Origin of the sequence: Micromonospora sp. WMMD737 (genome assembly GCF_049179055.1) — a bacterium.
Taxonomy (GTDB): Bacteria; Actinomycetota; Actinomycetes; order Mycobacteriales; family Micromonosporaceae; genus Micromonospora; species Micromonospora reichwaldensis.
The window spans coordinates 2,351,721-2,373,864 of record NZ_JBMHMH010000001.1 but is presented as its reverse complement, the minus strand read 5'-3'; the positions used below and the strand labels follow the sequence as shown (position 1 = coordinate 2,373,864).

The 22,144-nt window shown below is 74.9% G+C and carries 16 protein-coding genes and 1 pseudogene; 10 read left to right on the top strand and 7 right to left on the bottom strand.

Annotation, left to right across the window (positions count from 1 at the left end):
- Positions 1 to 92: 92 nt before the first annotated feature.
- Positions 93 to 1,202 (bottom strand): winged helix DNA-binding domain-containing protein, encoded by a 1,110-nt coding sequence (locus tag ACN27A_RS09335; RefSeq protein ID WP_421451513.1) that lies wholly within the window; start codon positions 1,200 to 1,202, stop codon positions 93 to 95.
- A 127-nt stretch (positions 1,203 to 1,329) separates the two neighbouring features.
- Between ACN27A_RS09335 and ACN27A_RS09330 the strand changes: the two genes are divergently transcribed.
- Together ACN27A_RS09330 and wrbA are read left to right on the top strand one after the other, a co-directional pair.
- Complete coding sequence (locus tag ACN27A_RS09330; protein ID WP_421451511.1) at positions 1,330 to 1,719, top strand: DUF4190 domain-containing protein; 390 nt, start codon at positions 1,330 to 1,332, stop codon at positions 1,717 to 1,719.
- A gap of 324 nt (positions 1,720 to 2,043) precedes the next feature.
- The gene (gene wrbA, locus ACN27A_RS09325) at positions 2,044 to 2,661 is read left to right on the top strand and encodes an NAD(P)H:quinone oxidoreductase (protein WP_421451509.1); all 618 of its coding nucleotides are present in this window, start codon (positions 2,044 to 2,046) and stop codon (positions 2,659 to 2,661) included.
- A 135-nt stretch (positions 2,662 to 2,796) separates the two neighbouring features.
- Here the strand turns inward: wrbA and ACN27A_RS09320 are convergent, their stop codons facing one another.
- The gene (locus ACN27A_RS09320) at positions 2,797 to 4,737 is read right to left on the bottom strand and encodes a chorismate-binding protein (protein WP_421451506.1); all 1,941 of its coding nucleotides are present in this window, start codon (positions 4,735 to 4,737) and stop codon (positions 2,797 to 2,799) included.
- A 254-nt stretch (positions 4,738 to 4,991) separates the two neighbouring features.
- On the opposite strand from ACN27A_RS09320, the gene ACN27A_RS09315 reads away from it, so the two are divergent.
- From ACN27A_RS09315 to ACN27A_RS09305, 3 genes are all read left to right on the top strand, one after another.
- The gene (locus ACN27A_RS09315; protein ID WP_421451505.1) at positions 4,992 to 6,371 is read left to right on the top strand and encodes an FGGY family carbohydrate kinase; all 1,380 of its coding nucleotides are present in this window, start codon (positions 4,992 to 4,994) and stop codon (positions 6,369 to 6,371) included.
- Positions 6,372 to 6,470: 99 nt separating this feature from the next.
- A complete protein-coding gene (locus ACN27A_RS09310; protein WP_421451502.1) occupies positions 6,471 to 9,020 on the top strand; it encodes a nitrate- and nitrite sensing domain-containing protein in 2,550 nt (849 codons plus the stop codon).
- 5 nt (positions 9,021 to 9,025) lie between these two features.
- The gene (locus ACN27A_RS09305; protein ID WP_197697869.1) at positions 9,026 to 9,439 is read left to right on the top strand and encodes a roadblock/LC7 domain-containing protein; all 414 of its coding nucleotides are present in this window, start codon (positions 9,026 to 9,028) and stop codon (positions 9,437 to 9,439) included.
- Positions 9,440 to 9,538: 99 nt separating this feature from the next.
- Here ACN27A_RS09305 and ACN27A_RS09300 read toward each other — a convergent pair whose 3' ends face one another.
- Complete coding sequence (locus ACN27A_RS09300) at positions 9,539 to 10,957, bottom strand: GH1 family beta-glucosidase (protein WP_421451500.1); 1,419 nt, start codon at positions 10,955 to 10,957, stop codon at positions 9,539 to 9,541.
- Positions 10,958 to 11,916: 959 nt separating this feature from the next.
- Between ACN27A_RS09300 and ACN27A_RS09295 the strand changes: the two genes are divergently transcribed.
- On the top strand, positions 11,917 to 14,808 hold the full coding sequence (locus ACN27A_RS09295; protein WP_421458412.1) for a glycoside hydrolase family 48 protein: 2,892 nt from the start codon (positions 11,917 to 11,919) through the stop codon (positions 14,806 to 14,808).
- A gap of 286 nt (positions 14,809 to 15,094) precedes the next feature.
- Here the strand turns inward: ACN27A_RS09295 and ACN27A_RS09290 are convergent, their stop codons facing one another.
- Positions 15,095 to 15,787, bottom strand: coding sequence for a DUF3159 domain-containing protein (locus ACN27A_RS09290; RefSeq protein WP_357579418.1), 693 nt, complete (start codon positions 15,785 to 15,787; stop codon positions 15,095 to 15,097).
- 84 nt (positions 15,788 to 15,871) lie between these two features.
- Between ACN27A_RS09290 and ACN27A_RS09285 the strand changes: the two genes are divergently transcribed.
- Positions 15,872 to 16,759 carry a phosphatase PAP2 family protein gene (locus ACN27A_RS09285; RefSeq protein ID WP_421451497.1) on the top strand — a complete coding sequence of 296 codons (888 nt, stop codon included), beginning with the start codon at positions 15,872 to 15,874 and terminating at the stop codon, positions 16,757 to 16,759.
- A 4-nt stretch (positions 16,760 to 16,763) separates the two neighbouring features.
- Here ACN27A_RS09285 and ACN27A_RS09280 read toward each other — a convergent pair whose 3' ends face one another.
- Positions 16,764 to 17,171, bottom strand: coding sequence for a YbhB/YbcL family Raf kinase inhibitor-like protein (locus ACN27A_RS09280; protein WP_421458411.1), 408 nt, complete (start codon positions 17,169 to 17,171; stop codon positions 16,764 to 16,766).
- A gap of 114 nt (positions 17,172 to 17,285) precedes the next feature.
- On the opposite strand from ACN27A_RS09280, the pseudogene ACN27A_RS09275 reads away from it, so the two are divergent.
- Positions 17,286 to 17,975: pseudogene (locus ACN27A_RS09275) on the top strand (maleylpyruvate isomerase N-terminal domain-containing protein); the annotation flags it as partial.
- A 57-nt stretch (positions 17,976 to 18,032) separates the two neighbouring features.
- Here ACN27A_RS09275 and ACN27A_RS09270 read toward each other — a convergent pair.
- Positions 18,033 to 18,917 (bottom strand): DUF1028 domain-containing protein, encoded by an 885-nt coding sequence (locus ACN27A_RS09270; protein WP_421451494.1) that lies wholly within the window; start codon positions 18,915 to 18,917, stop codon positions 18,033 to 18,035.
- Between the two features lie 50 nt (positions 18,918 to 18,967).
- Positions 18,968 to 20,182 (bottom strand): low temperature requirement protein A, encoded by a 1,215-nt coding sequence (locus ACN27A_RS09265; protein ID WP_421451491.1) that lies wholly within the window; start codon positions 20,180 to 20,182, stop codon positions 18,968 to 18,970.
- A gap of 146 nt (positions 20,183 to 20,328) precedes the next feature.
- Here ACN27A_RS09265 and ACN27A_RS09260 point away from each other — a divergent pair, with 146 nt between their 5' ends.
- Together ACN27A_RS09260 and ACN27A_RS09255 are read left to right on the top strand one after the other, a co-directional pair.
- Positions 20,329 to 21,303 (top strand): LLM class F420-dependent oxidoreductase, encoded by a 975-nt coding sequence (locus ACN27A_RS09260; protein WP_421458410.1) that lies wholly within the window; start codon positions 20,329 to 20,331, stop codon positions 21,301 to 21,303.
- Positions 21,300 to 22,106, top strand: coding sequence for an SDR family oxidoreductase (locus ACN27A_RS09255; protein ID WP_421451488.1), 807 nt, complete (start codon positions 21,300 to 21,302; stop codon positions 22,104 to 22,106). The genes ACN27A_RS09260 and ACN27A_RS09255 overlap by 4 nt, the downstream gene beginning before the upstream one ends.
- Positions 22,107 to 22,144 lie beyond the last annotated feature (38 nt).

Below are 22,144 nucleotides of genomic sequence, written 5' to 3'. Positions count from 1 at the left end.
GGCCGCCGGGCGGGTGCGGCGGGGCGAACCGGGGCCAGCGGGACCAGCGGGGCCGGTGGGACCCGTGGGACGCGCCGCCGTCGGCCCGGCTGTCAGTCGGGCCAGACGACCCGCAGCGGCAGGCCCAGGAAGTCGGCGTAACGGCCCAGCGCGCCCGCCACCCGGGCCCGGGTCCGCTCGTCGAAGGGCACCAGCGGGAACACCGTGACCGTCACCCGGTTTCTGCCGACCGTGCGCTTCCACGTGCCCACGACCCGCCCGTCCTGGACGACCGTGGCCTGGAACACGCCGTTGCGCCCCGGCACGATCGCCTCAGCGTGGGCGGGATCCAGCATCAGCGAGCGGTCCCTGAAGCCCAGCAGGTACTCGTCGAAGCCGGGCAGCACCAGCAGGTCGTCGACCGGCCCGCGGGGCGCGTCGAGCAGGGCCGCGTCGACGAGCGCCTCCTGCCCGTCGACCCGCACCACGGTCAGGGCGTCGCCGGCCGCCGCGAGGCCCCGGCGCGCGTCGGTGAGCGTCAGCCCCGTCCAGCCGGCGAACTCCCGGGCGGTGACGGGCCCGTGCCCCCGCACGTAGCGGTGGGCGAGCATCGCCAGGGCCTCGTCCCGCTCCGGCCGGCGCGGCTCGGGCGCCCACTCGTCGAGCAGCGCGAAGGTCTGCTCGGTGCCGACGTTGGGCGCGAGGCAGGTGACGCCGCGGACGCTGGCATACCAGAGCAGGTGGTAGCCGCGCTGGCCGCCGGTGTCGATGCCGGCCGCCTCCAGCGTGGCCAGGCACCGCGCCCGGGTGAGCCGGCCGCCGCCGGCCAGCGCGGCGCCGAGGACGTCGAGCGCCCGGTCCGCGTCGGTCTCGGTGAGCCCGAGCTGCGCGCGGCGGGTGGCGGCGCCGGCCAGCGAGCGTACGCCGGTCAGCTCCAGCATCCAGCGGGCGTCGCGGGGCGGCACGAGGTGCACGGTGCCCCGCATCGGCCAGGTGCGCAGCGCCTCCCGGCGTTCCAGCGCGGCGTGCACGTCGGCGTGGCCGAGCGCGGGCAGCCGCACCCCGAGCGACCACATGCCGCTGGCCAGGTCCTGCGCCTGCATGGCCCCGAACCACCCCACGATGTCCTCGACCCCGCCCACCGCCGCCGTGGGATGCGGGCGGAGCAGCAGGCCGGTCATCCGCAGCGCGAGCGCGTCGCGCCCGGTCAGCTCCGCTGGCATGGAGGGCTCCTCCGCTCGGGTGGGGCACCAGCCTAGGGCCGACCTCCGACATCCGACGCATGACCGCCGTCGCGGCGGGAAAGCGGCCGGCCAGCAGGGTGCCGTCCGCGCGCCCGGAGGGAGCGACATGACCGCGTCCAGCGAGCCGGCCCGGGGGGCCGGCGTACCGACCCGCGCCGGCCGCGGCGGCCCGGCCGCCAAGACCAGCGCCGCCGCCGCCTTCGCACTGGTCTTCGGGGTGGCCGCGCTGATCAGCGTGCTGACCGTGATCCTGTCCTGGATCGGCCTGCTGCTCGGCATCGTCGGCGTGATCCTGGGCATCGTCGGGCTGAAGATGGCCGGTCGGCCCGGGGTGACCGGCCGGGGCGTGGCGATCGGCGGGCTGGTGCTCAGCGCCCTGGCGGTGCTGATCGGGCTGGCCTTCGCCGCCGGGATCACCACCTTCCTCAACGACGAGGGCGGCGTGAACCGGATCCAGCAGGAGGTCGACGACCTGCGCGACCGCCTCGACAACTGACGACCGGGTGCTTACCTGATCGCGCTTCGCCGGCGACGTTGCCGGCGCAGCGCGATCCCCGTTCAGGGTGGCCGGTGCCGGGCGGTTGCCGGCCCGCCGGCGCCGTGGCACCAGCATTGCCGGCCGGCGGTCGGACCGGCATCGGAACGGATCGAAACTTGCGGACATCTTGAGCTACCGACGGCATTGGGACCGTCACAGCCGGCAGTGCACGACGAGCAGGTCCACGAAGCCCCGGTCGGGCGTGTGATCCCGGGTGACCGTTTGACGGCGCAACCATCGGGTAGTCGCGGGAGCTGACCCGACATGAGGAGGGAACACCCGATGGCTGCCCAGACCAAGGTCGCGGTGATCTACTACAGCGCCACCGGCATCACGTACCAGATGGCGCAGGCGGCGTGCGAAGGCGCCGGTGAGGCGGGCGCCGAGGTGCGGCTGCGCAAGGTGCGCGAGCTGGCGCCGGACGAGGCGATCCGTTCCAACTCGGGCTGGCACGCGCACCAGATGGAGACCCAGGACGTCCCCGAGGCGCAGCTGGACGACCTGTCGTGGGCCGACGTGGTGATCTTCGGGACCCCGACCCGGTACGGCGTGATGGCCGCCCAGCTCAAGCAGTTCATGGACACCACCGGGCCGCTGTGGTCGCAGGGCGCCCTGGCGGACAAGGTCTATTCCGCGTTCTGTTCGACGGCCACCTCGCACGGCGGGCAGGAGGCCACGCTGCTGTCGATGTTCCACGTCTTCTACCACTGGGGCGGGGTCGTGGTGACCCCCGGCTACACCGACCCGAGCCAGTTCGTCGCCGGCAACCCCTACGGCGCCTCGCACACCAGCAACAACGGCGAGACGGCGCCGGACGACATCGCGCTCGGCGCCACCGCGTTGACCGCCAAGCGCGCGGTGCGGATCGGTGCGGCGCTGAAGGCGGGCCTGGCCGGCTGACCCGGCGCCGCCGGTTCACCGGCTGGACCGGCGCTGCCAGCGGGTCGGCGGTACCGGCGCGACCGGCGGCCCGGGCGGGGGCTCTCGACCCGTCCAGGCCGCCGGTCGCAGCACCCCTACCCCCGATCGGGGCGGCTATGCACGCTCGGCCGCTCCCGACACCCTGCCGTGCGCCGTCGACGGGCGTCCCGCCGGCGCCGGCAGCAGCGCGCCCAGCAGGTCCGCGAGGACGGCCACGCCGTCGGGGCTGAGCACCGACTCCGGGTGGAACTGCACCCCCGCGAACCCGCGCCCGCGCAGCGCGTGCACCGCGCCGTCCGCCGCGTCCCGGGCCAGATCGACCGGGCCGTACGCGGTGTCCAGCCGGTCGGCGTCGGCGCGCGCCGTGAAGGTGGCGTAGAAGCCGACCCGGCGGCGCGTGCCGAAGACGTCCACCTCCCGCTGGAGCCCCTGGTAGGGGGCGTCCCGGCGGTGCGGCGCCAGCCCGAGCAGGCCGGCGAGCAGTTGGTGGCCCAGGCAGACGGCCAGGGTCGGCCGGCCCTCGGCGAGCAGCCCGGCGAGCAGCCCGCGCATCGTGCGCATCTTCGGCTCGGTGGTGCTGCCCGGGTCGCCCGGGCCGGGGCCGACCACCACCAGGTCGTGACCGTCCACCGGACCGGCGGCGTGCCAGGGCCGCAGCGTCACGGCCAGGCCGAGCGCGCGCAGCTGGTGGGCCAGCATGCCGGTGAAGGTGTCCTCGCCGTCGACGATCAGCGCCCGCCGGCCGGCCAGCCCGGGCAGGCCACCGGCGCCCGGCGACCGCTGGTCGAGCCAGAACCGGGCCAGCGGCGCGTTGCGCGCGGCCAGCGCGGCCCGCACCTGCGGGTCGTCGGCGAGGCGTACGGCGGGCTCCGGGCCACCGGCGGGCGCCTGCGGGCCGAGGCCGAGCGCGGCCAGCACACCGGCCGCCTTGGCGTGCGTCTCGGCCACCTCGCCCTCGGCGGTCGAGTGCCGCACCAGGGTGGCCCCGACCGGCACCCGCAGCTCGCCGGCGGGGGAGATCTCGGCGGTACGGATCAGGATCGGAGCGTCCAGGCTCTGCCGGCCGGCGTCGTCGTGGCCGAGCAGCGCCAGCACCCCGGCGTAGTAGCGCCGCCCGGTTGCCTCGTGCCGGGCGATGACCCGGCAGGCGTTCTCCATCGGGCTGCCGGTGACCGTGGGCGCGAACATCGTCTCCCGCAGCACCTCCCGCACGTCCTTCGTGCCCCGGCCGGCGAGCAGGTACTCCGTGTGGGCCAGGTGGGACATCTCCTTGAGGTGGGGCCCGACCACCTGGCCGCCGTGCTCGGCGACCGTGGCCATCATCTTGAGCTCCTCGTCGAGCACCATGTACAGCTCCTCGACCTCCTTGGGATCGGCGAGGAAGCGCAGCAGCGCGGCCCGGTCGGCGCCCGCGCCGGTGTACCGGAAGGTGCCGCTTATCGGGTTCATCATGACCAGGCCGTCGTCGACGCTGACGTGCCGCTCCGGGCTGGCCCCGACCAGGATCCGGGTGCCGGTGTGCACCAGGAAGGTCCAGTACGCGCCGCGCTCGCCCCGCAGCAGCCGGCGCAACGCGGCGAGCGCGGCGACCAGCGGCGGACCCTGCACGGTGGCGTGCAGGCAGCGGTGGATGACGAAGTTGGCGCCCTCGCCGCGCCCGATCTCCTCGGCGAGCACCCGGCCGACGGTGGCGGCGTACTCGTCGTCGGTGACGTCGAAGGCGGCGTCGGCGGTGCGCACGGGCACGTCCGGCAGCGCGGCGAGCGCCTCGGCCAGGGCGACCCGCTCGTGCCGGTCGATCTCGAGGAACTCCAGCGGGACGCCGTCGTCGACGCAGGCGAAGCCCCGCTCGGTGATCTGCCGGTAGGGCACCAGCGCCAGCGTCCGGGGGCCGGGCGCCCCGCCGGGCAGGGGGAGGTCGGCGAGCCGGCCCGCCGTGCGTACCGTGCCGGTGAACAGCTCCAGGTGCGCGGCGCCCTCGCGGCGGACGAGCGCGAACGGGCCGGGGTCGCCGCCGCCGGCGACGGCGGCGAGCAACTCGGTCAGGTGGGTCATCGGGTCTCCTCGGGCCGGGCGGCGCCCGGCGGGGCGACCGGGAGGGCCGGGGAGAGACCGGCGGCCGCCTCGTCGGGCGGCCGCGTGGGAAGCTACGCGCGGGGGATGGCCGCCGGATCGGCGGGCCACCAGCAGGACAGGTGCGCGGGCATGCGATCACCCTACGGCCCCGCGCGGGCACCGGAAAGCCGATCGGGCGTACGGCCCACGCGCTGGGACGCCGGGGCGCGCCGCACCGGGTAACTTGACCCGCGATGAACATTCTCGCGCTCGATCTGGGCACCTCCTCGGTACGCGGACTCGTGCTGGACACGGACGCCCGCCCGCTGCCCGGCGCGCTGGCCCGGCGCAAGGTGAGCCTCGCCGCGCACGACGACGGCACCGGCACGCTGGACGGCCCCGGCTACCTGGCCTGCCTGGCGGCGTGCCTGGACGAGCTGGCCGCCGCCGGCCACCTGCGCGACGTGTCGCTGGTGGCGACGTCCGGGCAGTGGCACTCGGTGGTCCCGCTCGGCGCCGACGGCGCGCCCCTCGGGCCGGTGCTGACCTGGCTGGACACCCGTCCCGAGGCGCCCGCCGGGACGGCCGGCCCGGCCGACCCGGTCGACTTCCACCAGCGCACCGGCACGTGGTGGCACCGCTGCTACTGGTCGGTCCGGCTGCCCTGGCTGCGGGAACACACCGGCGGTCGGATCGCCCGGTTCGCCGGCCTGGCCGAGTACGTGCTGGGCGAGCTGCTCGGCTCGGCGCCCATGTCGATCTCCCAGGCCTCCGGCACGGGCCTGCTGGACCTGCGGACGCTGGACTGGGACGCCGAGGCGTGCGCGCTGGCCGGCAGCCACGCCGACGAGCTGCCCGAGCTGGCCCCGATCGGGTGGCGCGGCCGGCTGCGGCCGGCGTACGCGCAACGCTGGCCGCAGCTCGCCGACGCGCCCTGGGCCGGTCCGGTGGGCGACGGCGCGGCGTCCAACGTCGGCTCGGGCTGCGTCGAGCCGGGCCGGGTCGCGGTGACGGTCGGCACGTCGGCGGCGGTGCGGCTGGTGCAGCGCGTCCCGGCGGGGCAGGCCATGCCGCCGCTGCCCGAGGAGCTGTGGCGCTACCGGGTCGACCACGACCACGTGGTGACCGGCGCCGCGTACTCCTCCGGCGGCAACCTCTTCGCCTGGGCTGACCGGGAGCTGCGGCTGCCCGGGGGCAGCGAGCTGGAGGCCGCCCTGGCCCGGGTGCCGCACGACAGGACCCTGCCGGTGAACGTCCGCTTCGGCGGGGACCGGCCGCCCGGGATGTCCCCGGCCGGCTCGGGCGCGCTGGGGGGCCTGAGCTTCGGCACCACCGCGGTGGAGATCCTGGCGGGGCTGATGCGGGGCCTGTGCGACCTGGTCGCCGGCGACCTCGTCGTGCTGGAGTCCACCGTGGACCAGCCGGTCGAGGTGGTGCTCGGCGGGGGAGCGGTGGCGGCCTCCCGCTGGTGGCGTTCGTCGTTCGCGGCGGCGCTCGCGCCCCGGCCGGTGTGGTACGGGCGCAACCCGGAGGTCGGGGCGAGCGGCGCGGCGCTGGTGGCCCTGAGCCGCATCGGTGACGCCTCCCGGCTCGCCGCCATCGTCCGGACGGACGAGACCGCCTCACCCTCCTGAGTAGCACCTCAGCCCGCCCCGTTGACACGGCTAGCGGGCCTGGTTGGATGGACTCCGCTCCCCGGCTCGCGGCGGACGCGGGACAGGGAGGGGGTAGGTGTGGGGGCAGGTCCGGAACCGTCCGACGACGGGGTGTCGCAGCACCGCCGGCGCCGGTTCGACGTCCGGGTCGTGCCGCACCGCCGCCGCTCCCCGTTCCGCCTACGGGACTGGCGGATGCGCACCAAGCTCGTCACCGTGCTGGTCATCCCGTCGGTCGCGTTCCTGGTGCTGGCCGGCGTGCAGACCCACACCCTCGTCGGGCGGACGACCGCGTTGGGCGACTTCGCCCAGCAGGTCGGCATCGGCCGGGAGATCGTCACGTTGGTGCACCAGCTCCAGCAGGAACGCGACCGGGCCGCCGGTGAGCTGGGCGAGTTGCGCCGGGGCGGCGCGGGCGCCGACCGGGACGCGGCGATCGTGGTGCTGAGGCCGTTGCAGACCGCCACCGACCAGGCGCTGCGCGACCTGCGCCGGGCCGCCGGGCCGCTGGCCGACGCGGACGCCTCCTGGCGGGTCGCCTACTCGGAGGTGCTCGAGGCCTACGACCAGGTCGTCTACATCCGGGCCGCGATCCCCCCGGCGGTGCTGGGCAGCGACACCATCCTGAGCAACTACCACCGGGCCGTCGACGCGCTGCTGCGCCTGCTCGCGGAGCCCTCGCCGGGCGAGGACCGGCCCGCACTCAGCGACGCGGTGCTGCGCTACGTGCAGCTCGCCCGGGTCAAGGAGCTCTCCTCACGGGTCCGGGCCCAGCTCTACGAGGCCGCCCGCGCCGGCCGGTACGGCGTGGAGGACCAGGTGGTCCTGACCGACCTGCGCGCCCAGCAGCTGACCGCCCTGGGCGCGTTCCGGGTCGCCGCCACCGCCGAGCAGGTCCGCCGCTTCGACGAGACCGCGACGGACCCGGGGTTCCTGACGGCCACCCGGCTGGAGGAGCAGAGCCTGGTGACCGGGGCCGCCGCGCCGAGCGTGCTGCCGGCGCCTCAGTGGTGGGCTGCCGGCGAGCAGCGCCAGGAGCTGCTCCGCCGCATCGAGGCGTCGGTGCTCGACGACGCCGTACGGCACGCCGACGAGGTGAGCGCGACGCAGCTGCGGACCACGTTGCTGGTCGTCGGCAGCATCCTCGCGGTGCTGCTGGTCGCCCTGCTCATCTCCGTCCTCGTCGGCCGGTCCATGGCCCGGTCGATGCGGCTGCTGCGCGGCCAGGCGCTGCGGATCGCCCAGCTGGAGCTGCCGGACGCCCTGGACCGGCTGCGTACCGTGACCGGGGGTGTCCCGGAAATCGAGGTCCCGCCGGCGGTGGTCCGTTCGCTCGACGAGATCGGCGAGCTGGCGGAGGCGTTCGTCGCGGTGCACCGCAGCGCGGTCAACGTCGCGGTCGAGCAGGCGACCACCCGGCGCAACGTCAACGCGATGTTCGTCAACCTCGCCCGGCGCAGCCAGGTGCTCGTGGAGCGCCAGTTGGAGCTGCTCGACGAGCTGGAGCGCGAGGAGAGCGATCCGGACCAGCTGGAGAACCTCTTCAAGCTCGACCACCTGGCCGCCCGCATGCGGCGCAACGACGACAGCCTGCTGGTGCTCGCCGGGACCGAGGCGACCCGCCGGTGGAACCGGCCGGCGGCGCTCGGCGCGATGCTGCTCGCCGCCAGCGCCGAGATCGAGCAGTACCAGCGGGTCCGGCACGGGGCGGTCGCCGACCTGCACGTCGTCGGCCACGCCGTCGGCGAGCTGGTCCACATCCTCGCCGAGCTGCTGGAGAACGCCACCTCGTTCTCCCGTCCCGACACGGTCGTGGCGGTCACCGCCCGGGCCGAGGGCGCCAGCGCGGTCATCGAGATCACCGACCGGGGGCTCGGCATGAGCCCGGCCGCGTTGGCCGAGGCGAACGCCGTCCTGGCCACCCCGCCGGCCGCCGACGTGGCGACGGTCGAGCGGATGGGCCTGTTCGTGGTCAGCCACCTGGCCGCCCGGCTCCGCGTCGAGGTGCGCCTGGCCGGCGGCGAGGAGGGTCTCGTCGCCCGGGTACGGCTGCCCGGTGGCCTGCTGGCACCGGCGCCCGAGCGGGAGGCGCCCGTCACGGCCCGGATGCTGGCCGCCACGGCGTGGGACGGGGCGCCGCCGCCCGGCGGGCTGCCGGTGGCCGGGCGGCCGCCGGCGTGGGGCGGGGTGCGACCGGCGGGCGAGCTGCCGGCGGCCGGGCGGCGGGCCGAGGCCCCGCCCCGGCAGGCCCGGTCGGTCCCGGTGCGGGCCGAGGACGTGCTCGCCCCGGCGGCCCGGTCGTCCGCGTCGACCGGCGGGGGCTGGTGGTCCCGGCAGGGGCCGTCGCCCGGTCCGGTGCCGGGGGCCTCGCCCACGCCGCCGGCCGTGCCGGTCACCGGCGGGACCAACGACCGTGGCCTGCCCGTCCGGGTACCGATGGCGCAGCTCTCCGCCGTCGCCCGGCCGGCCCGGCCGGAGCAGCCGGCGGTACGCCACGACCCGGACCCCGAGGCGGTCGGGGGAATGCTGTCCCGGTTCTACAGCGGGGTACGGCGGGCCGAGGCCGAGGACACCACGGAGATTTCCATGCCGCCGGGCGGCGTACGCACCGAAGGGGGACAGCGATGACGACGTTGAGCCGGGAGGCCCGCGACCTGAGCTGGCTGGTCAGCGGGTTCGCGGAGCGGGTGCCGGGGGTGGTGCACGCCATCGTGGTCTCCTCCGACGGCCTGCTGGTCGCGATCTCCGACCACCTGCCCCGGGACCACGCCGACAAGCTCGCGGCCGTGACCTCGGGACTGATGAGCATCACCGCGGGCGCGGCGCAGATGTTCGACGGGGACATCGTCAAGCAGACGGTCGTCGAGATGGGGCGCGGCTACTTCCTGGTCATGCAGGTGCGCGACGGTTCCATCCTGGCCACGCTGGCCGGGGCGGAGGCCGACATCGGTGTGGTCGGCTACGAGATGGCGCGGCTGGCCAAGCAGGCGGGGGAGATGCTCACCCCGGCGCTGCGGGCGGAACTCCAGCAGGCCCTGCCCCGCTGACCGGGTCGACGCGCCCGCCCGGTGTCCACCCCGGCGGGCGCGCCGACGGCGTCCACCCCGGCGCCGCCGAGCGGCGCCGGGGTGGCGGATGCCGGGCGGTCAGAGTCCGTTGGCGGCGATGACCTGGCGGTACCAGTGCGCGCTGCGCTTGAGCACGCGCCGCTGGGTCTGGTAGTCCACGTGGACCAGGCCCCAGCGCTCGTCGTAGCCCGCGTCCCACTCGAAGTTGTCGAGCAGGGACCACACGTGGTAGCTCTCCAGCGGCACGCCGGCGGCCATGGCCCGGTGCACTGCGGCGAGGTGGTCGCGCAGGAAGGTGACCCGGCCGGCGTCGTCGACGGTGCCGTCGGCGTCGAGGGTGTCCGGGGTGGGCAGGCCGTTCTCGGTGACGGTCAGCGGGATCGGGCCGTAGTCGCGGGTCACCCGGGTCAGGATGTCGTACATCCCGTCGGGGTGGATCTGCTGCCAGGAGGCCTGTGAGGTGGGCCAGCGCCCGACCGTCGCGCCGTCGCCGGTGACGTAGTAGGGCGTGTAGTACTGCACGGCGAGCAGGTCTACCGGCGCGGCGATGGTCGCCAGGTCGCCGTCGCGGATGCCGCGGACCAGTCGGCTGTCGGGGCCGAGGTCGTCCAGCACGTCCTGCGGGTAGCGGCCGGTGAGGATCGGGTCGAGGTAGAGGCGGTTCTCGTAGCCGTCGTAGAGCCGGGCGGCCCGGACGGCCTCGGGCGAGTCGTCGGCCGGGTAGCAGGGGTGCAGGTTGAGCGCCGGGCCGATCCGGCCGGAGCCGGTGGCGCGGAACGCCGCCACGGCGAGCCCGTGGGCCAGGTGGAGGTGGTGGGCGACCAGGTACGCGGCGTCCGGGTCCTGCCGGCCCGGGGCGTGGTGACCTTCGAGGTAGCCGTTCTGCACCACGGTCTTCGGCTCGTTGACGGTCAGCCAGACCGGCACCCGGTCGCCGAGCGCGCGGAAGACGATCTCGGCGTAGTCGGCGAACCGGTGGGCGACGTCGCGCGACTCCCAGCCACCGGCGTCCTGGAGGGACTGCGGCAGGTCCCAGTGGAACAGCGTCGCCATCGGCGCGATGCCCCGCTCGTGCAGCCCGTCGACGAGACGGCGGTAGAAGTCGAGCCCGCGTTGGTTGGGCGCGCCGGTGCCGTCGGCCTGTACGCGTGGCCAGGAGATGGAGAACCGGTAGCTGTCCAGCCCGATGTCGCGCATCAGGTCCAGGTCCTCGGCGTACCGGTGGTAGTGGTCGGCGGCGACGTCGCCGGTGTCGCCGTTGCGGGTGCGGCCCGGCGTGTGGCTGAAGGTGTCCCAGATCGACTCGCCCCGGCCGTCCTCCTTGGCCGCGCCCTCGATCTGGTAGGCGGAGGTGGCCGCCCCCCAGCCGAAGCCCGGCGGGAAGCGCAGGCCGGCCGACGGGGTCTCGTCGGCGCGCGGCTCGGGGCCGGTCGTGGCGGCGGGGGCGGTGGCGGAGAGCGCGGCGCCCTGGGGCGGGCGCGGGGTGGGCATCGACATCGGTTCTCCTCATGGTCTGCGTGGCCACCGCCGGGCCGGGAGCGCTCCCAGCATAGGGCAGGAGCCGCCGGCCGGTCGCGTCCGCCCGGCCGGGCGAAAGGCGATCGGGGGCGGCGGAGGGGTGCGTGCGTGCTGCGCCCGTGGCGGCGGTGCGGGAGCGGGGGCGCGGTGGCGCCGGCGCTCGGGTGGCCGGCCGCGGGACGCGGGGCGCCGGGGCGCGGGGCGTCGACCGGGCGGTACGGGCGGACAGCGGACGAGGCCGGTCGGAACGGCGACACGGCCAGTCCCGTCGGCCTCTTTTCCCGCCGTGGCGGGAGGTTTAGTGTGTGGGGACGGGGGAGGGCAACCCCCGTCCCCACCATTGCTGCACACGCACGGGCGGAATTGGCGTCCTGTCGTGCGTGTCGCGCGGGAGCCGGGCCACGCGAGTGGCTAGAGGATCCACCTCCCTCCATGTCGGTGGGAACGGCTGACGGCGGTGTCCGGGCTGGCCCGCCGTCAGCCCTCGGGCTGAGTCCCCGGGGTCCGTCGTGGACGGACTCCGGGTGATCTGCTAATTGGATCTCCGTCGATGGAAGCGCTCCCATCGACCGATGCTGCGACTGTAACGCCCGTCACGGCTTTGTGAAAGCCCCAAAACGAGATCGAAACATGTTGCTGCTTCGGTGCGCCCCCGGCCATTGTGGGAGCGCTTCCATGCATGGCACACTGTCGCCACCGCGACGCGGAGCCAGATCGCGCAAGCGTGGGTCGCCGAGGGCAGCCGGTGTCTCCGGTACGGCATCCGACGCAGTCGGCGGAGCAGCCGCCCCGCAGGGGGTGCCGCCCCGCCGTACCCCGGCCTCGGGCCGGGGCGACCACCATCCCGGGTGCCCCCGAATCCCCGTTCGCGGGAGGGCGCCCCGCCGGGGCCCTTCGTCCCCGGCCAGGTCCGAGGAGACACCGCGCACATGAGAAATCTGGCAAGACGTCGCCGCCTGGCGATGGTCGCCGCCGCCGCGCTCGCCGTCGCCGGGGTGACCCTGCCGGCCGGCGCCGCACAGGCCGCCCCCGCCTGCGACGTGGTCTACGCGACCACCGACTGGAACAACGGCTTCACCGCCAACGTCACCATCAAGAACCTCGGCGATCCGATCAACGGCTGGACGCTGAAGTTCGCCTTCCCCGGCGACCAGCGGGTGACCCAGGGCTGGTCGGCCAAGTGGAGCCAGACCGGCAACCAGGTCACGGCCACCAACGAGTCCTACAACGGCAACCTCGGCACCGGCGCCTCGACCAGCATCGGCTTCAACGGCTCGCACAGCGGCACCAACCCGAAGCCGACGTCCTTCTCGGTCAACGGCGTCACCTGCGGCGGCACCCAGCAGCAGCCGCCGACGGTCGCGCTGAACGTGCCGGCCGGCCCCTTCGAGGCCCCCGCCGACGTGCCGCTGAGCGCCACCGCCAGCGACCCGGACGGGACGATCAGCAAGGTCGAGTTCTACCGCAACGGCCTGCTGGTCAACACCGACACCACCGCCCCGTACGGCTACACGCTGGAGGACCTGCCGGCCGGCGCGTACACGGTGCAGGCCAAGGCGTACGACAACGCCAACCTGACGGCCACCGCGGAGAAGGCCTTCACCGTCACGCGGGCGTCCGGGCCGGTGCTGGTGGCGACCCCGTCGGCGGTGAGCGTGACCGAGGGCGGCAGCTCGACCGTCAACCTCAAGCTCAGCGCCGCGCCGACGGCCAACGTGCCGGTGACCATCGCCCGCACCGGCGACACCGACATCACCGTCTCGCCGGCCTCGGTGACGCTGACCCCGTCCAACTGGAACACCGGGGTGAACGTGACCGTCGCGGCGGCCGAGGACGCCGACACGGTCGGCGGCACCGCCACCCTCACCGCCTCGGCCACCGGCCTCGCGCCGTTGGCGATCACCGCCACCGAGATCGACAACGACACCGGCAGCGGGGACAACACCTACGTCAAGCGGTTCCTCGACCAGTACGGCAAGATCAAGAACTCGGGCTACTTCAGCCCCGAGGGCGTGCCGTACCACTCGATCGAGACGCTGATCGTCGAGGCGCCCGACCACGGGCACGAGACGACCTCCGAGGCGTTCAGCTTCTGGCTCTGGCTGGAGGCCCAGTACGGGCGGGTGACCCAGAACTGGGCCCCGTTCAACAACTCCTGGAACGTCATGGAGAAGTACATCATCCCGTCGCACGCCGACCAGCCCACCGCGGGCGCGGCCGGCACCGCGCAGTACGCCGCCGAGCACGACCTGCCCAGCCAGTACCCGTCGCAGCTGGAGCCGAACGTGCCGGTCGGCCAGGACCCGCTGCGCGCGGAGCTGCAGAACACCTACGGCACCGGTGACATCTACGGCATGCACTGGCTGCTGGACGTGGACAACACCTACGGCTACGGCCGCTGCGGCGACGGCACCACCCGGCCGGCGTACATCAACACCTTCCAGCGGGGCACCCAGGAGTCGGTGTGGGAGACCGTGCCGCAGCCGTCCTGCGACACCTTCGCCCACGGCGGCCGCAACGGCTACCTCGACCTGTTCGTCAAGGAGGCGAACGCGCCGGCGAAGCAGTGGAAGTACACCAACGCCCCCGACGCCGACGCCCGCGCCGTGCAGGCCGCGTACTGGGCCCTGACCTGGGCCAAGGAGCAGGGCAAGGAGGCCGACGTGGCGGCCACCGTGGCCAAGGCCGCCAAGATGGGTGACTACCTGCGCTACGCCATGTTCGACAAGTACTTCAAGAAGATCGGCAACTGCGTCGGGGCCGCCACCTGCCCGGCCGGCACCGGCAAGGACTCGGCGCACTACCTGATGTCCTGGTACTACGCCTGGGGCGGCGCGTACGAGCCGAACCAGAACTGGTCGTGGCGGATCGGCTCCAGCCACAACCACTTCGGCTACCAGAACCCGTTCGCGGCCTGGGCGCTGACCAACATCAACGAGCTCAAGCCCAAGTCGCCGACCGCGGTCGCCGACTGGACCAAGAGCCTGGAGCGGCAGCTGGAGTTCTACACCTGGCTCCAGTCCGCCGAGGGCGGCATCGCCGGCGGCGCGACCAACAGCTGGGGCGGCCACTACGGCCAGCCGCCGGCCGGCACGTCGACCTTCTACGGCATGTACTACGACGTCGACCCGGTCTACAACGACCCGCCGTCGAACCAGTGGTTCGGCATGCAGGCCTGGTCCATGCAGCGCATCGCCGAGCTGTACCTGGAGACCGGCAACGCCAAGGCCAAGGCCCTGCTGGACAAGTGGGTGCCGTGGGCGATCGCCAACACCACGGTCGGCACCAACTGGTCGATCCCGTCGGACATGAAGTGGACCGGCCAGCCGACCACCTGGAACCCGACCAACCCGCAGCCCAACACCAACCTGCACGTCGAGGTCACGGTCAAGGGCCAGGACGTCGGCATCGCCGCCGCCTACGCCCGCACCCTCATCGCGTACGCGGCGAAGTCGGGCAACGCGGCGGCGAAGAACACCGCCAAGGGGCTGCTGGACGCGCTGCACGCGGCCAGCGACGCCCAGGGCGTCTCCACCGTGGAGAAGCGCGGCGACTACCGCCGCTTCGACGACGTCTACGACGCCAGCACCGGGCAGGGCCTCTACGTGCCGCCGGGCTGGACGGGGACCATGGCCAACGGTGACCCCATCGCCGCGGGCAAGAGCTTCCTCGACATCCGCTCCTTCTACAAGAACGACCCGGCCTGGCCGAAGGTCCAGGCGTACCTGGACGGCGGCCCCGAGCCGGAGTTCAAGTACCACCGGTTCTGGGCCCAGGCGGACGTCGCCATGGCGTACGCCGACTACGGAAAGCTGTTCCCCAACGGCTGACCGACTCCTCCGGGTGGGTGGCGCGGCCCGCCCGCCCGGAGGCCGGCCGGGCGGGCCTGGGGGAACGGAGACGCCCGGTCGGTGGACGGCCTGACTCCCACGGTCAGGCCGGGGTGGGCCGGTCAACCGGCCGACGCAGCGGGGCAGCCGGCCCACCCCACCACACCCGGATATGCACCGGGCGCGAAAACGCCCGAAAAACCGGCCACCACGGGATCACGCATGGGGCCGGGACGGAGTAACGTACGTCACCGGAGAGGCCGCTCCCCCCGTGGCGGCCTCTCCCTTAATTTCCCGCCGGCTCCACCGGTGCACGGGCCGGCACGACGGGGTGGCGCAGCCCCGGGTGACCGGCCGGCAACGACCGGCGCACCACCACCCAGCTCACCGCGAGCACCGCCGCCACCAGCGGCCAGGACAACACGACGCGGGCCACCGTCAGCGCGACCACCTGACCGCCGAGCCACAGCGGCAGGAACACCGCCACCCGCAGCACGTAGGACGCCGCCCACGCCCAGCTGCCCCGCCCGTACGCGCGCAGCAGCGCGGGATCCCGCCGCCACCTGGTCCGCTGGCCGAGCGCGACGCCCACCACCGTCCCGAGCAGCGGCCAGCGCACCACGATGCTGACCACCCAGGCCAGCGCGCTCGCCGCGTTCGACAGCAGTTGGACGAGGAAGAAGTCCTCGGCGCGACCGGTGCGCAACGCGACGAGCGCGGCCACGCAGACGGCCAGCAGCCCGACCAGCACCGAACGCGGCCGGTCGCCCCGGTGCAGCCGCCAGCCGGCCAGCGCGGCGCCGGTGACCACGGCCGCGCCCACCCCGCCCCACAGCGAGTGCCCGCCGAGCAGCCAGCCGAGGGCGAACGCCACCGGCGGCAGGCTGGCGTCGACCGCGCCCCGGCGCCCGCCGAGCAGGTCCGCGAGCGTCTCCGGCCGGTCCGTCGGGGCCGGCGCACCCTCCGGTGTACGCGTCACCGCACCCTCCTCACGTCCGCCACCAACCTAGCCGTAGCCGAGCGACAGGCCACCCGCCGACCGGGCCGTGCCTGCCGCTACGGTGTGCGGGTGCGAACGACGCCGAGGGGTTGGACCGCGGTCTGGTTGGTCGTCCTGGCGCTCGTCCAGGCGGCGGCCTTCATCGCCGTGTGGCGGGTCGCCGTGCACGTCGAGATCGGCCAGTGGGTGGACACCGTCGCTCTGACCGGCAACCGGATCGGGCAGGACCACATCGAGGAGCCGGTGAACCGGATCCTCAACGCCATGTCGGTCGTCTCGCTGCTGGCGGCGACCGCGGTGATCGGCTTCATCGCCCTGATCCGGGGCCGGATCGCCCTGGCCGTCACGGCCACCCTCCTGATCGCCGGCGCCAACGCCACCACCCAGCTGCTCAAGTACGGCCTGGCCCGGCCCGACTTCGGCATCGATCCCGAGCGGATCTACGCCGGCAACAGTCTGCCCAGTGGGCACGCCACGGTCGCCGCCTCGGTCGCGGTCGCGCTGATGCTCGTGCTGCCGCGCAAGGTGCGGGTGTTCGGCGCCTTCCTCGGTGCCGGCTACGCCGCGATCGCCGGGGTGGCCACCCTCTCCGCCGGCTGGCACCGGCCCAGCGACGCGGTGGCCGCGTTCCTGGTGGTCGGGGTCTGGGCGGCGCTGGCCGGGCTGGTGCTGCTGATCACCCAGCGGGAACAGGCGCAGGTGGAGTCGGCCGACGCCCACCGGGTCGCCGCGACGGTGCTCGGCGTCGGCGGCGTACTGGCGGTGGTGGCCTGTGGGATCGCCCTCTCCTGGCTGGTCGACCTGCGGGCCACCCCGCCCAGCGAGCTGGCCCGCAGGCCCCTCCTCGTCGGCTACGCCGGCAGCGCCGCCGGGATCGTCGGCACGATGGGCGTGGTCATGGCGCTGGTGCTCGCCGCCGTGCACCGGCTGGTGCCCCGGGTCAAGGGCTGACCGTTCAGCGGGAGTAGGTGCCGACCATCGTCCCGCTCGCGGTGTCCCGCTCGACGAGCAGGCGGTGCACCTCGTCGGCCCGTGGCGTCCCGGGCAGTTCCAGCGGCCGGTCCAGCGCGTAGAGCCGGAAGAAGTACCGGTGGGGATCGTCGCCCTGGGGCGGGTGCGGGCCGCCCCACCCGGTGGTGCCGAAGTCGTTGGGCCACTCGCGGCCGCCCAGGGGCACGCCGCCCTCCGGTGCCCCGGCGGCGCTCGGCGCGATCCCGGTGACCAGCCAGTGCAGGAACGGCGTCCTACCCGCGTCCGGGTCCTCGACGAGCAGGACCAGCTCGGCGGCGGACTCCGGCACCCGCTCCCACTCCAGCGGCGGCGAGACGTTGCCGCCCTCCTTCGAGAAGCGGCTCGGCAGCATGTCGTGGTCGTTGAACGCGGTGCTGCGCAGCATGATCCCGGCCATCCCTGGCGCTCCTTCCGTCGGCCCGGCCGCGCGTACCCGCCGGGCGGGCCCCGAAACGGCCGCGCCGGTGTGAGAGGGTCGGGCGGGACGGGGGAGGGGAGCGTGGAGAGCGTACGGGCGGCGTTCCGGGACGAGTGCGAGCGCCTCGGCGAGGTGCTGCGCGGCGTCGACGAGGCGGATCTCGACCGCCCGACCGACTGCCGGCCGTGGACCGTACGCGAACTGCTGGCCCACGTACGCACCGGCGCGGGCCGGCTGGTCGACATGCTCGCCGCGCCCGCCCCGCCCCGCGCCGAGGACGACGCCGCCGCCTACTACGGCGCCGCCAAGTTCACCCCGTCCGTGGACGCCGCCCGCGTCGACAGCGGCCGGCGGGAGGCCCGGGAACTCGACGGTCCGGTCCTGGTGGCCGACTTCGACCGGGCCTGGCGGGTCGCCCTCGACGCCGTCGACGCCGCACCGCCGGGTCGGGTGGTACGCACCCGGCACGGCGACGCGATGGCGCTCGGCGAGTTCCTGCGTACCCGTGTGGTGGAGGTCGGCGTGCACGGCCTGGACCTGGCGGCGGCGTTGGAGCGGCGGCCGTGGCTGACGCCGACGGCGGCGGAGGTCGTCGCCGACCTGCTCACCGGCGGGCGGGCGGTCCCGCCCGGGCTGGGCTGGGACCGGCTCACGCTGATCCGCAAGGCGACCGGCCGGGCCGGCCTCACGGACCGCGAGCGGGCCCTCGTCGACGCCGCCGGCTTCCGCTGGCTCTCCTCGGCGGCTGAGCCGGGCGGGACCCGAGCCGGCGCCGGGCCCGGCCCGGCGGGTGGGTCAGGCGTCGGCGCCGAGCGGGTCCGGCTCCGGGCGCGGGGCGGGCACGTGCGGGGCGGCCCTGCGCAGGTGGTCCAGCACGACCGGGTCGATCCGGCCCGGCACCAGGCGCTCCTCCAGGTTCTCCAGGCCGGCCCAGGAGAAGAGCGCCTCCTCCGGCCGCGCCGGGTCGACCGGGTGGCCGAGCGCGCCCAGCAGCGCACCGACCTCGGCGGCGACCGCGCCCGTCAGGTCGAGCAGGGTGGCCGGGTCGGGCCGGCCGAAGAGCAGGGTGTGCACCGCGAGCAGCCGCCCCAGCTCGGTCACCGGATCGGGGTGGTCGTCGACCCGCAGGTCGACAAGCACGTCGCCGGTGCCGTCGTACCCGCCGCCGCGCTCGACCACCAGCAGCCCGGCGCTCTGCCGGCCGCGCCGGTCGCCGCCGGCCTGGTCCCCGGCGCGCAACGCGGCCAGCAGCCGGTCGGGGAACGGCAGCGCGGTCCCGCCCAGCCAGGCGTCCCGGACCGCGTCGATCACCTGCGGGCCGACCAGGATGTTGCCCTGCGCCGCCCAGCCGTCGCCGGCCTGTCCGCCGGCCCAGGGGTGGCAGCTCGGCCCGGTCCAGGTCGCGCCCACGCCGGTGGCGGCGACCACGCCGAGCTGGCGGTGATCCCGGTCCGGGTCGGCGGCGACCAGCCCCGCCACCACGTCGGCCGCGGCCACGCCGGTGCGCAGCAGCGTCAGCCCCTGCGGGCGGTAGGCGAGGTTGACGTGCGCCTGGGTGGCGAGCGCGCCGACCTCGGCCTCGGCGGCCGGCACGAGCGCGCCGGCGGCCAGGAACCGGCTGGCCACGACGACGCCGTGCTGGCGGCCGTCGGCGGAGCGGGCGACGAGCGAGAAGGTCACGCATGGAGACTATCCCGCGCCACCGGGTATCGATCGCCAGTTGTCGATGGCTAGAGCGGTGGGGCCGCCGGCTCCGGCGGGCGACCCCTGGCCCGACGGGCGTCGGCGAGCGCGACCCCGGTCAACACGACGACGACCAGGGCCGCCGACACCAGCAGCGGTTGGTGCGTCAGGACGGGCATGGCGGCCAGCAGCACGAGTGCCGCGATCCACCGGGACCGGGACACGCGGCCGAACACCTCGTACTCGAAGCGGGCCCGGCCGAGCAGGAACAGCGCCGGCCCGCCGATGATCATCGCGATCCAGGACGCCTCGGGATGGCCGAGCGGATGTTCGACCGCCAGTTCGTAGCCGATCGCGACGGCGGTCAGGCCGACCACCATGACCAGGTGGGTGTCGGCCGCCGACCGACCGAGGTCGGCCGGGTGCCGGGCCTTGCTGACCGCCTCGCCGAGGATCTGCCCGGCCCGTTGGACGTAGATCCGCCAGAGGACGATGGAGGTGGCCAACGCCAGCGCGAAGGCGGTGGTCCGGGCGAGATCGTGGGTGCCCGCGTCGAAGGCGAGCCCGGCCACCAGGATCGTCTCGCCCAGCGCGATGAGGAAGAACTGCTGGTACCGCTCGGCCAGGTGCTCGCCGGCGATCTCCCACTTCGACGTCCTGGAACGGCCCAGCCCGGGCACCGGGAAACCGAGCCGCGCCGCCACGTACTCGACCGCGACGGCCGCCGTCCAGCACACGACCCGCGGGGTGCTCGGCAGGAACGCGCCGACGATCCACAGCACGCCGGTGGCGCTGAAGACGATCGTCATCCGCAGTTTCAGCCGCCGTGACCCGTGGTGGCGTAGCGCCATGAACAGGATCGCCGGCCGGGAGACCTGCGCCACCACGTACGCCACCGCGAAGGCCAGGCCGGTGGCGCGGAACGCCTGGGAGATCGCCACCCCCATGACCATGCTGCACACCAGAGCGATGATCACCACCAGTTGCAGCCACAGGTGGTACGGGTCGTACCGGCTGGTGGTCCACGCCGTGCCCTGCCAGACCGTCCAGAGCGCGAAGAACAGCAGCAGGGTCTTGCCGCCGCCGGTGAGCGGTGCCCAACCGGTGCTGCCCCCCGGCTCCAGGGCGAGATCCTCGAACGCACGGGCGGAGATGCGGGTGAGCGCGAAGACGAACACCAGGTCGAAGAAGAGCTCCAGGAAGGTCGCCCTGCCCGTGTCCTTCGTGTGGAGCGTGAGGTGTCGCCTGCCGCTGGCGGCCATCGGTCAGCGGCCTCCACTCGCTGCGGGGCCCATCTGGCAGTCGTACCACCCGGGGGTGCCGGGCTCGCGGTATCCGGGAAAGTCACAGGATCTTGCTCCGCGGCCCGGCGAGCGGGCACCATCGACCGATGACGACGCGATGGGGCATGACCGTGCCGCTGGACGGCATCCCGCTCGCCGAGCACGCCGCGATCTACGCGGCCCTCGACGCGGCCGGCTTCACCGACGTGTGGTCCTCGGAGGTCAACGGGGCGGACGCCTTCACCCCGCTGGCACTCGCCGCCGCCTGGCAGCCCCGGCTGCGCCTGGGCACCGCGATCACGCCGGTCTTCACCCGGGGCCCCGGGCTGCTGGCGATGAGCGCGGCGGCGCTGGCCGACGCCGCCCCGGGCCGGTTCGCGCTCGGCATCGGCGCGTCCTCGCCGGTCGTCGTGGGCAACTGGAACGCCGTGCCGTTCGAGGAGCCGTTCCGGCGCACCCGCGACGTGCTGCGGTTCCTGCGCGCGGCGCTGGCCGGGGAGACCGTCGACGAGGAGTACGACACCTTCGCCGTGCGCCGCTTCACCCTGGACCGCAAGCCGGCCGTGCCGCCGCCGGTGCTGCTCGCCGCGCTGCGCCCGGGGATGCTGCGGCTGGCCGGCGCCGAGGCCGACGGCGTCATCCTCAACTGGCTCGCCGCCACCGACGTGCCCCGGGCCCTCGCCGAGGTCGGCCAGCGCCGCCCCGGCTTCGAGGTGGTCGCGCGGATCTTCGTCTGCCCCACCGAGGACGCCGCGCACGCCCGCGCGCTGGGCCGCCGGCTCATCACCAGCTACCTCACGGTCCCCGCGTACGCCGAGTTCCACCGCTGGCTCGGCCGCCAGGAGGTGCTCGGGCCGATGTGGCGGGCCTGGGCCGCCGGGGACCGGCGCGGCGCGGGCGCGGCGGTGCCCGACGACGTGGTCGACGCGTTGGTGCTGCACGGCTCGCCGGAGCACTGCCGCGAGCAGGTCCGCCGCTACGCCGACGCCGGCGTGGACGTGCCGGTGCTGGCCCTGCTGCCCACCCCCGAGCTCGCCGCCGGTGGCGCGGCGGCGCTGGGGGACCTGATCGCGCGCCTGGGTGGGGGTGGGTCGCGGTGAACCTCACCGACCGGGTGGTGATCATCACCGGTGGGGCCGGCGGCATCGGCGCCGCCCTGGCCCGCCGCTTCGCCGCCGAGGGGGCCGCCGCCGTCGTGGTGGCCGACCTCGACGCCGACGCGGCCCGCGCGGTGGCCGACGGTCTCGGCCCCGTCGCCCACGCCGTCGGGCTGGACGTGACCGACGAGGAGCAGGTCCGCGCGCTGGTCGCCGACACCGAGCAGCGGTACGGGCGCATCGACCTGTTCTGCGCCAACGCGGGCGTCACCTCCGGCGGCGGGATGGAGGTCGACGACGCCGGCTGGGACCGCGCCTGGCGGGTGAACGTGCTCTCCCACGTCTACGCGGCGCGCGCGGTGCTGCCGGCGATGCTCGCCCGGGGCGGCGGCTACCTGCTGCACACCTGCTCGGCGGCGGGCGTGCTGACCTCGGTCGGCGACGCCCCGTACGCCACCACCAAGCACGCCGCCGTCGGCTTCGCCGAGTGGCTCTCCGTCACCTACCGCGACCAGGGCGTCCGGATCAGCGCGCTGTGCCCGCAGGGCGTGGACACGCCCATGCTCGCCGACGGGCTGGCCGCCGGTCACCTGGGCGCGCGGGTCGTGGCCGCCTCCGGCGCGGTGCTCACCGCCGACCAGGTCGCCGACGCGGCCGTCGCCGGGATCGCCGAGGAGCGCTTCCTGATCCTCCCGCACCCCGAGGTCGCCGACTACGCCCGCCGCAAGGCGGAGGACCCGGACGGCTGGCAGTCCGGCCTGCGCAAGCTCGTCCGCCGGCTCCGCTCCCAGGAGCCCCGTCCCTGATCACGCACCCCGGCAGCATCTCGACGTCGAGTGCGGCG

Bases quoted from the DNA above. Each gene is read 5' to 3' on its own strand.
- ACN27A_RS09315 (WP_421451505.1), top strand. From the start codon at position 4,992: ATGAACATTCTCGCGCTCGATCTGGGCACCTCCTCGGTACGCGGACTC.
- ACN27A_RS09330 (WP_421451511.1), top strand. From the start codon at position 1,330: ATGACCGCGTCCAGCGAGCCGGCCCGGGGGGCCGGCGTACCGACCCGC.
- ACN27A_RS09280 (WP_421458411.1), bottom strand. From the start codon at position 17,171: ATGCTGCCGAGCCGCTTCTCGAAGGAGGGCGGCAACGTCTCGCCGCCG.
- ACN27A_RS09335 (WP_421451513.1), bottom strand. From the start codon at position 1,202: ATGCCAGCGGAGCTGACCGGGCGCGACGCGCTCGCGCTGCGGATGACC.
- wrbA (WP_421451509.1), top strand. From the start codon at position 2,044: ATGGCTGCCCAGACCAAGGTCGCGGTGATCTACTACAGCGCCACCGGC.
- ACN27A_RS09320 (WP_421451506.1), bottom strand. From the start codon at position 4,737: ATGACCCACCTGACCGAGTTGCTCGCCGCCGTCGCCGGCGGCGGCGAC.
- ACN27A_RS09300 (WP_421451500.1), bottom strand. From the start codon at position 10,957: ATGTCGATGCCCACCCCGCGCCCGCCCCAGGGCGCCGCGCTCTCCGCC.
- ACN27A_RS09265 (WP_421451491.1), bottom strand. From the start codon at position 20,182: ATGGCCGCCAGCGGCAGGCGACACCTCACGCTCCACACGAAGGACACG.
- ACN27A_RS09260 (WP_421458410.1), top strand. From the start codon at position 20,329: ATGACCGTGCCGCTGGACGGCATCCCGCTCGCCGAGCACGCCGCGATC.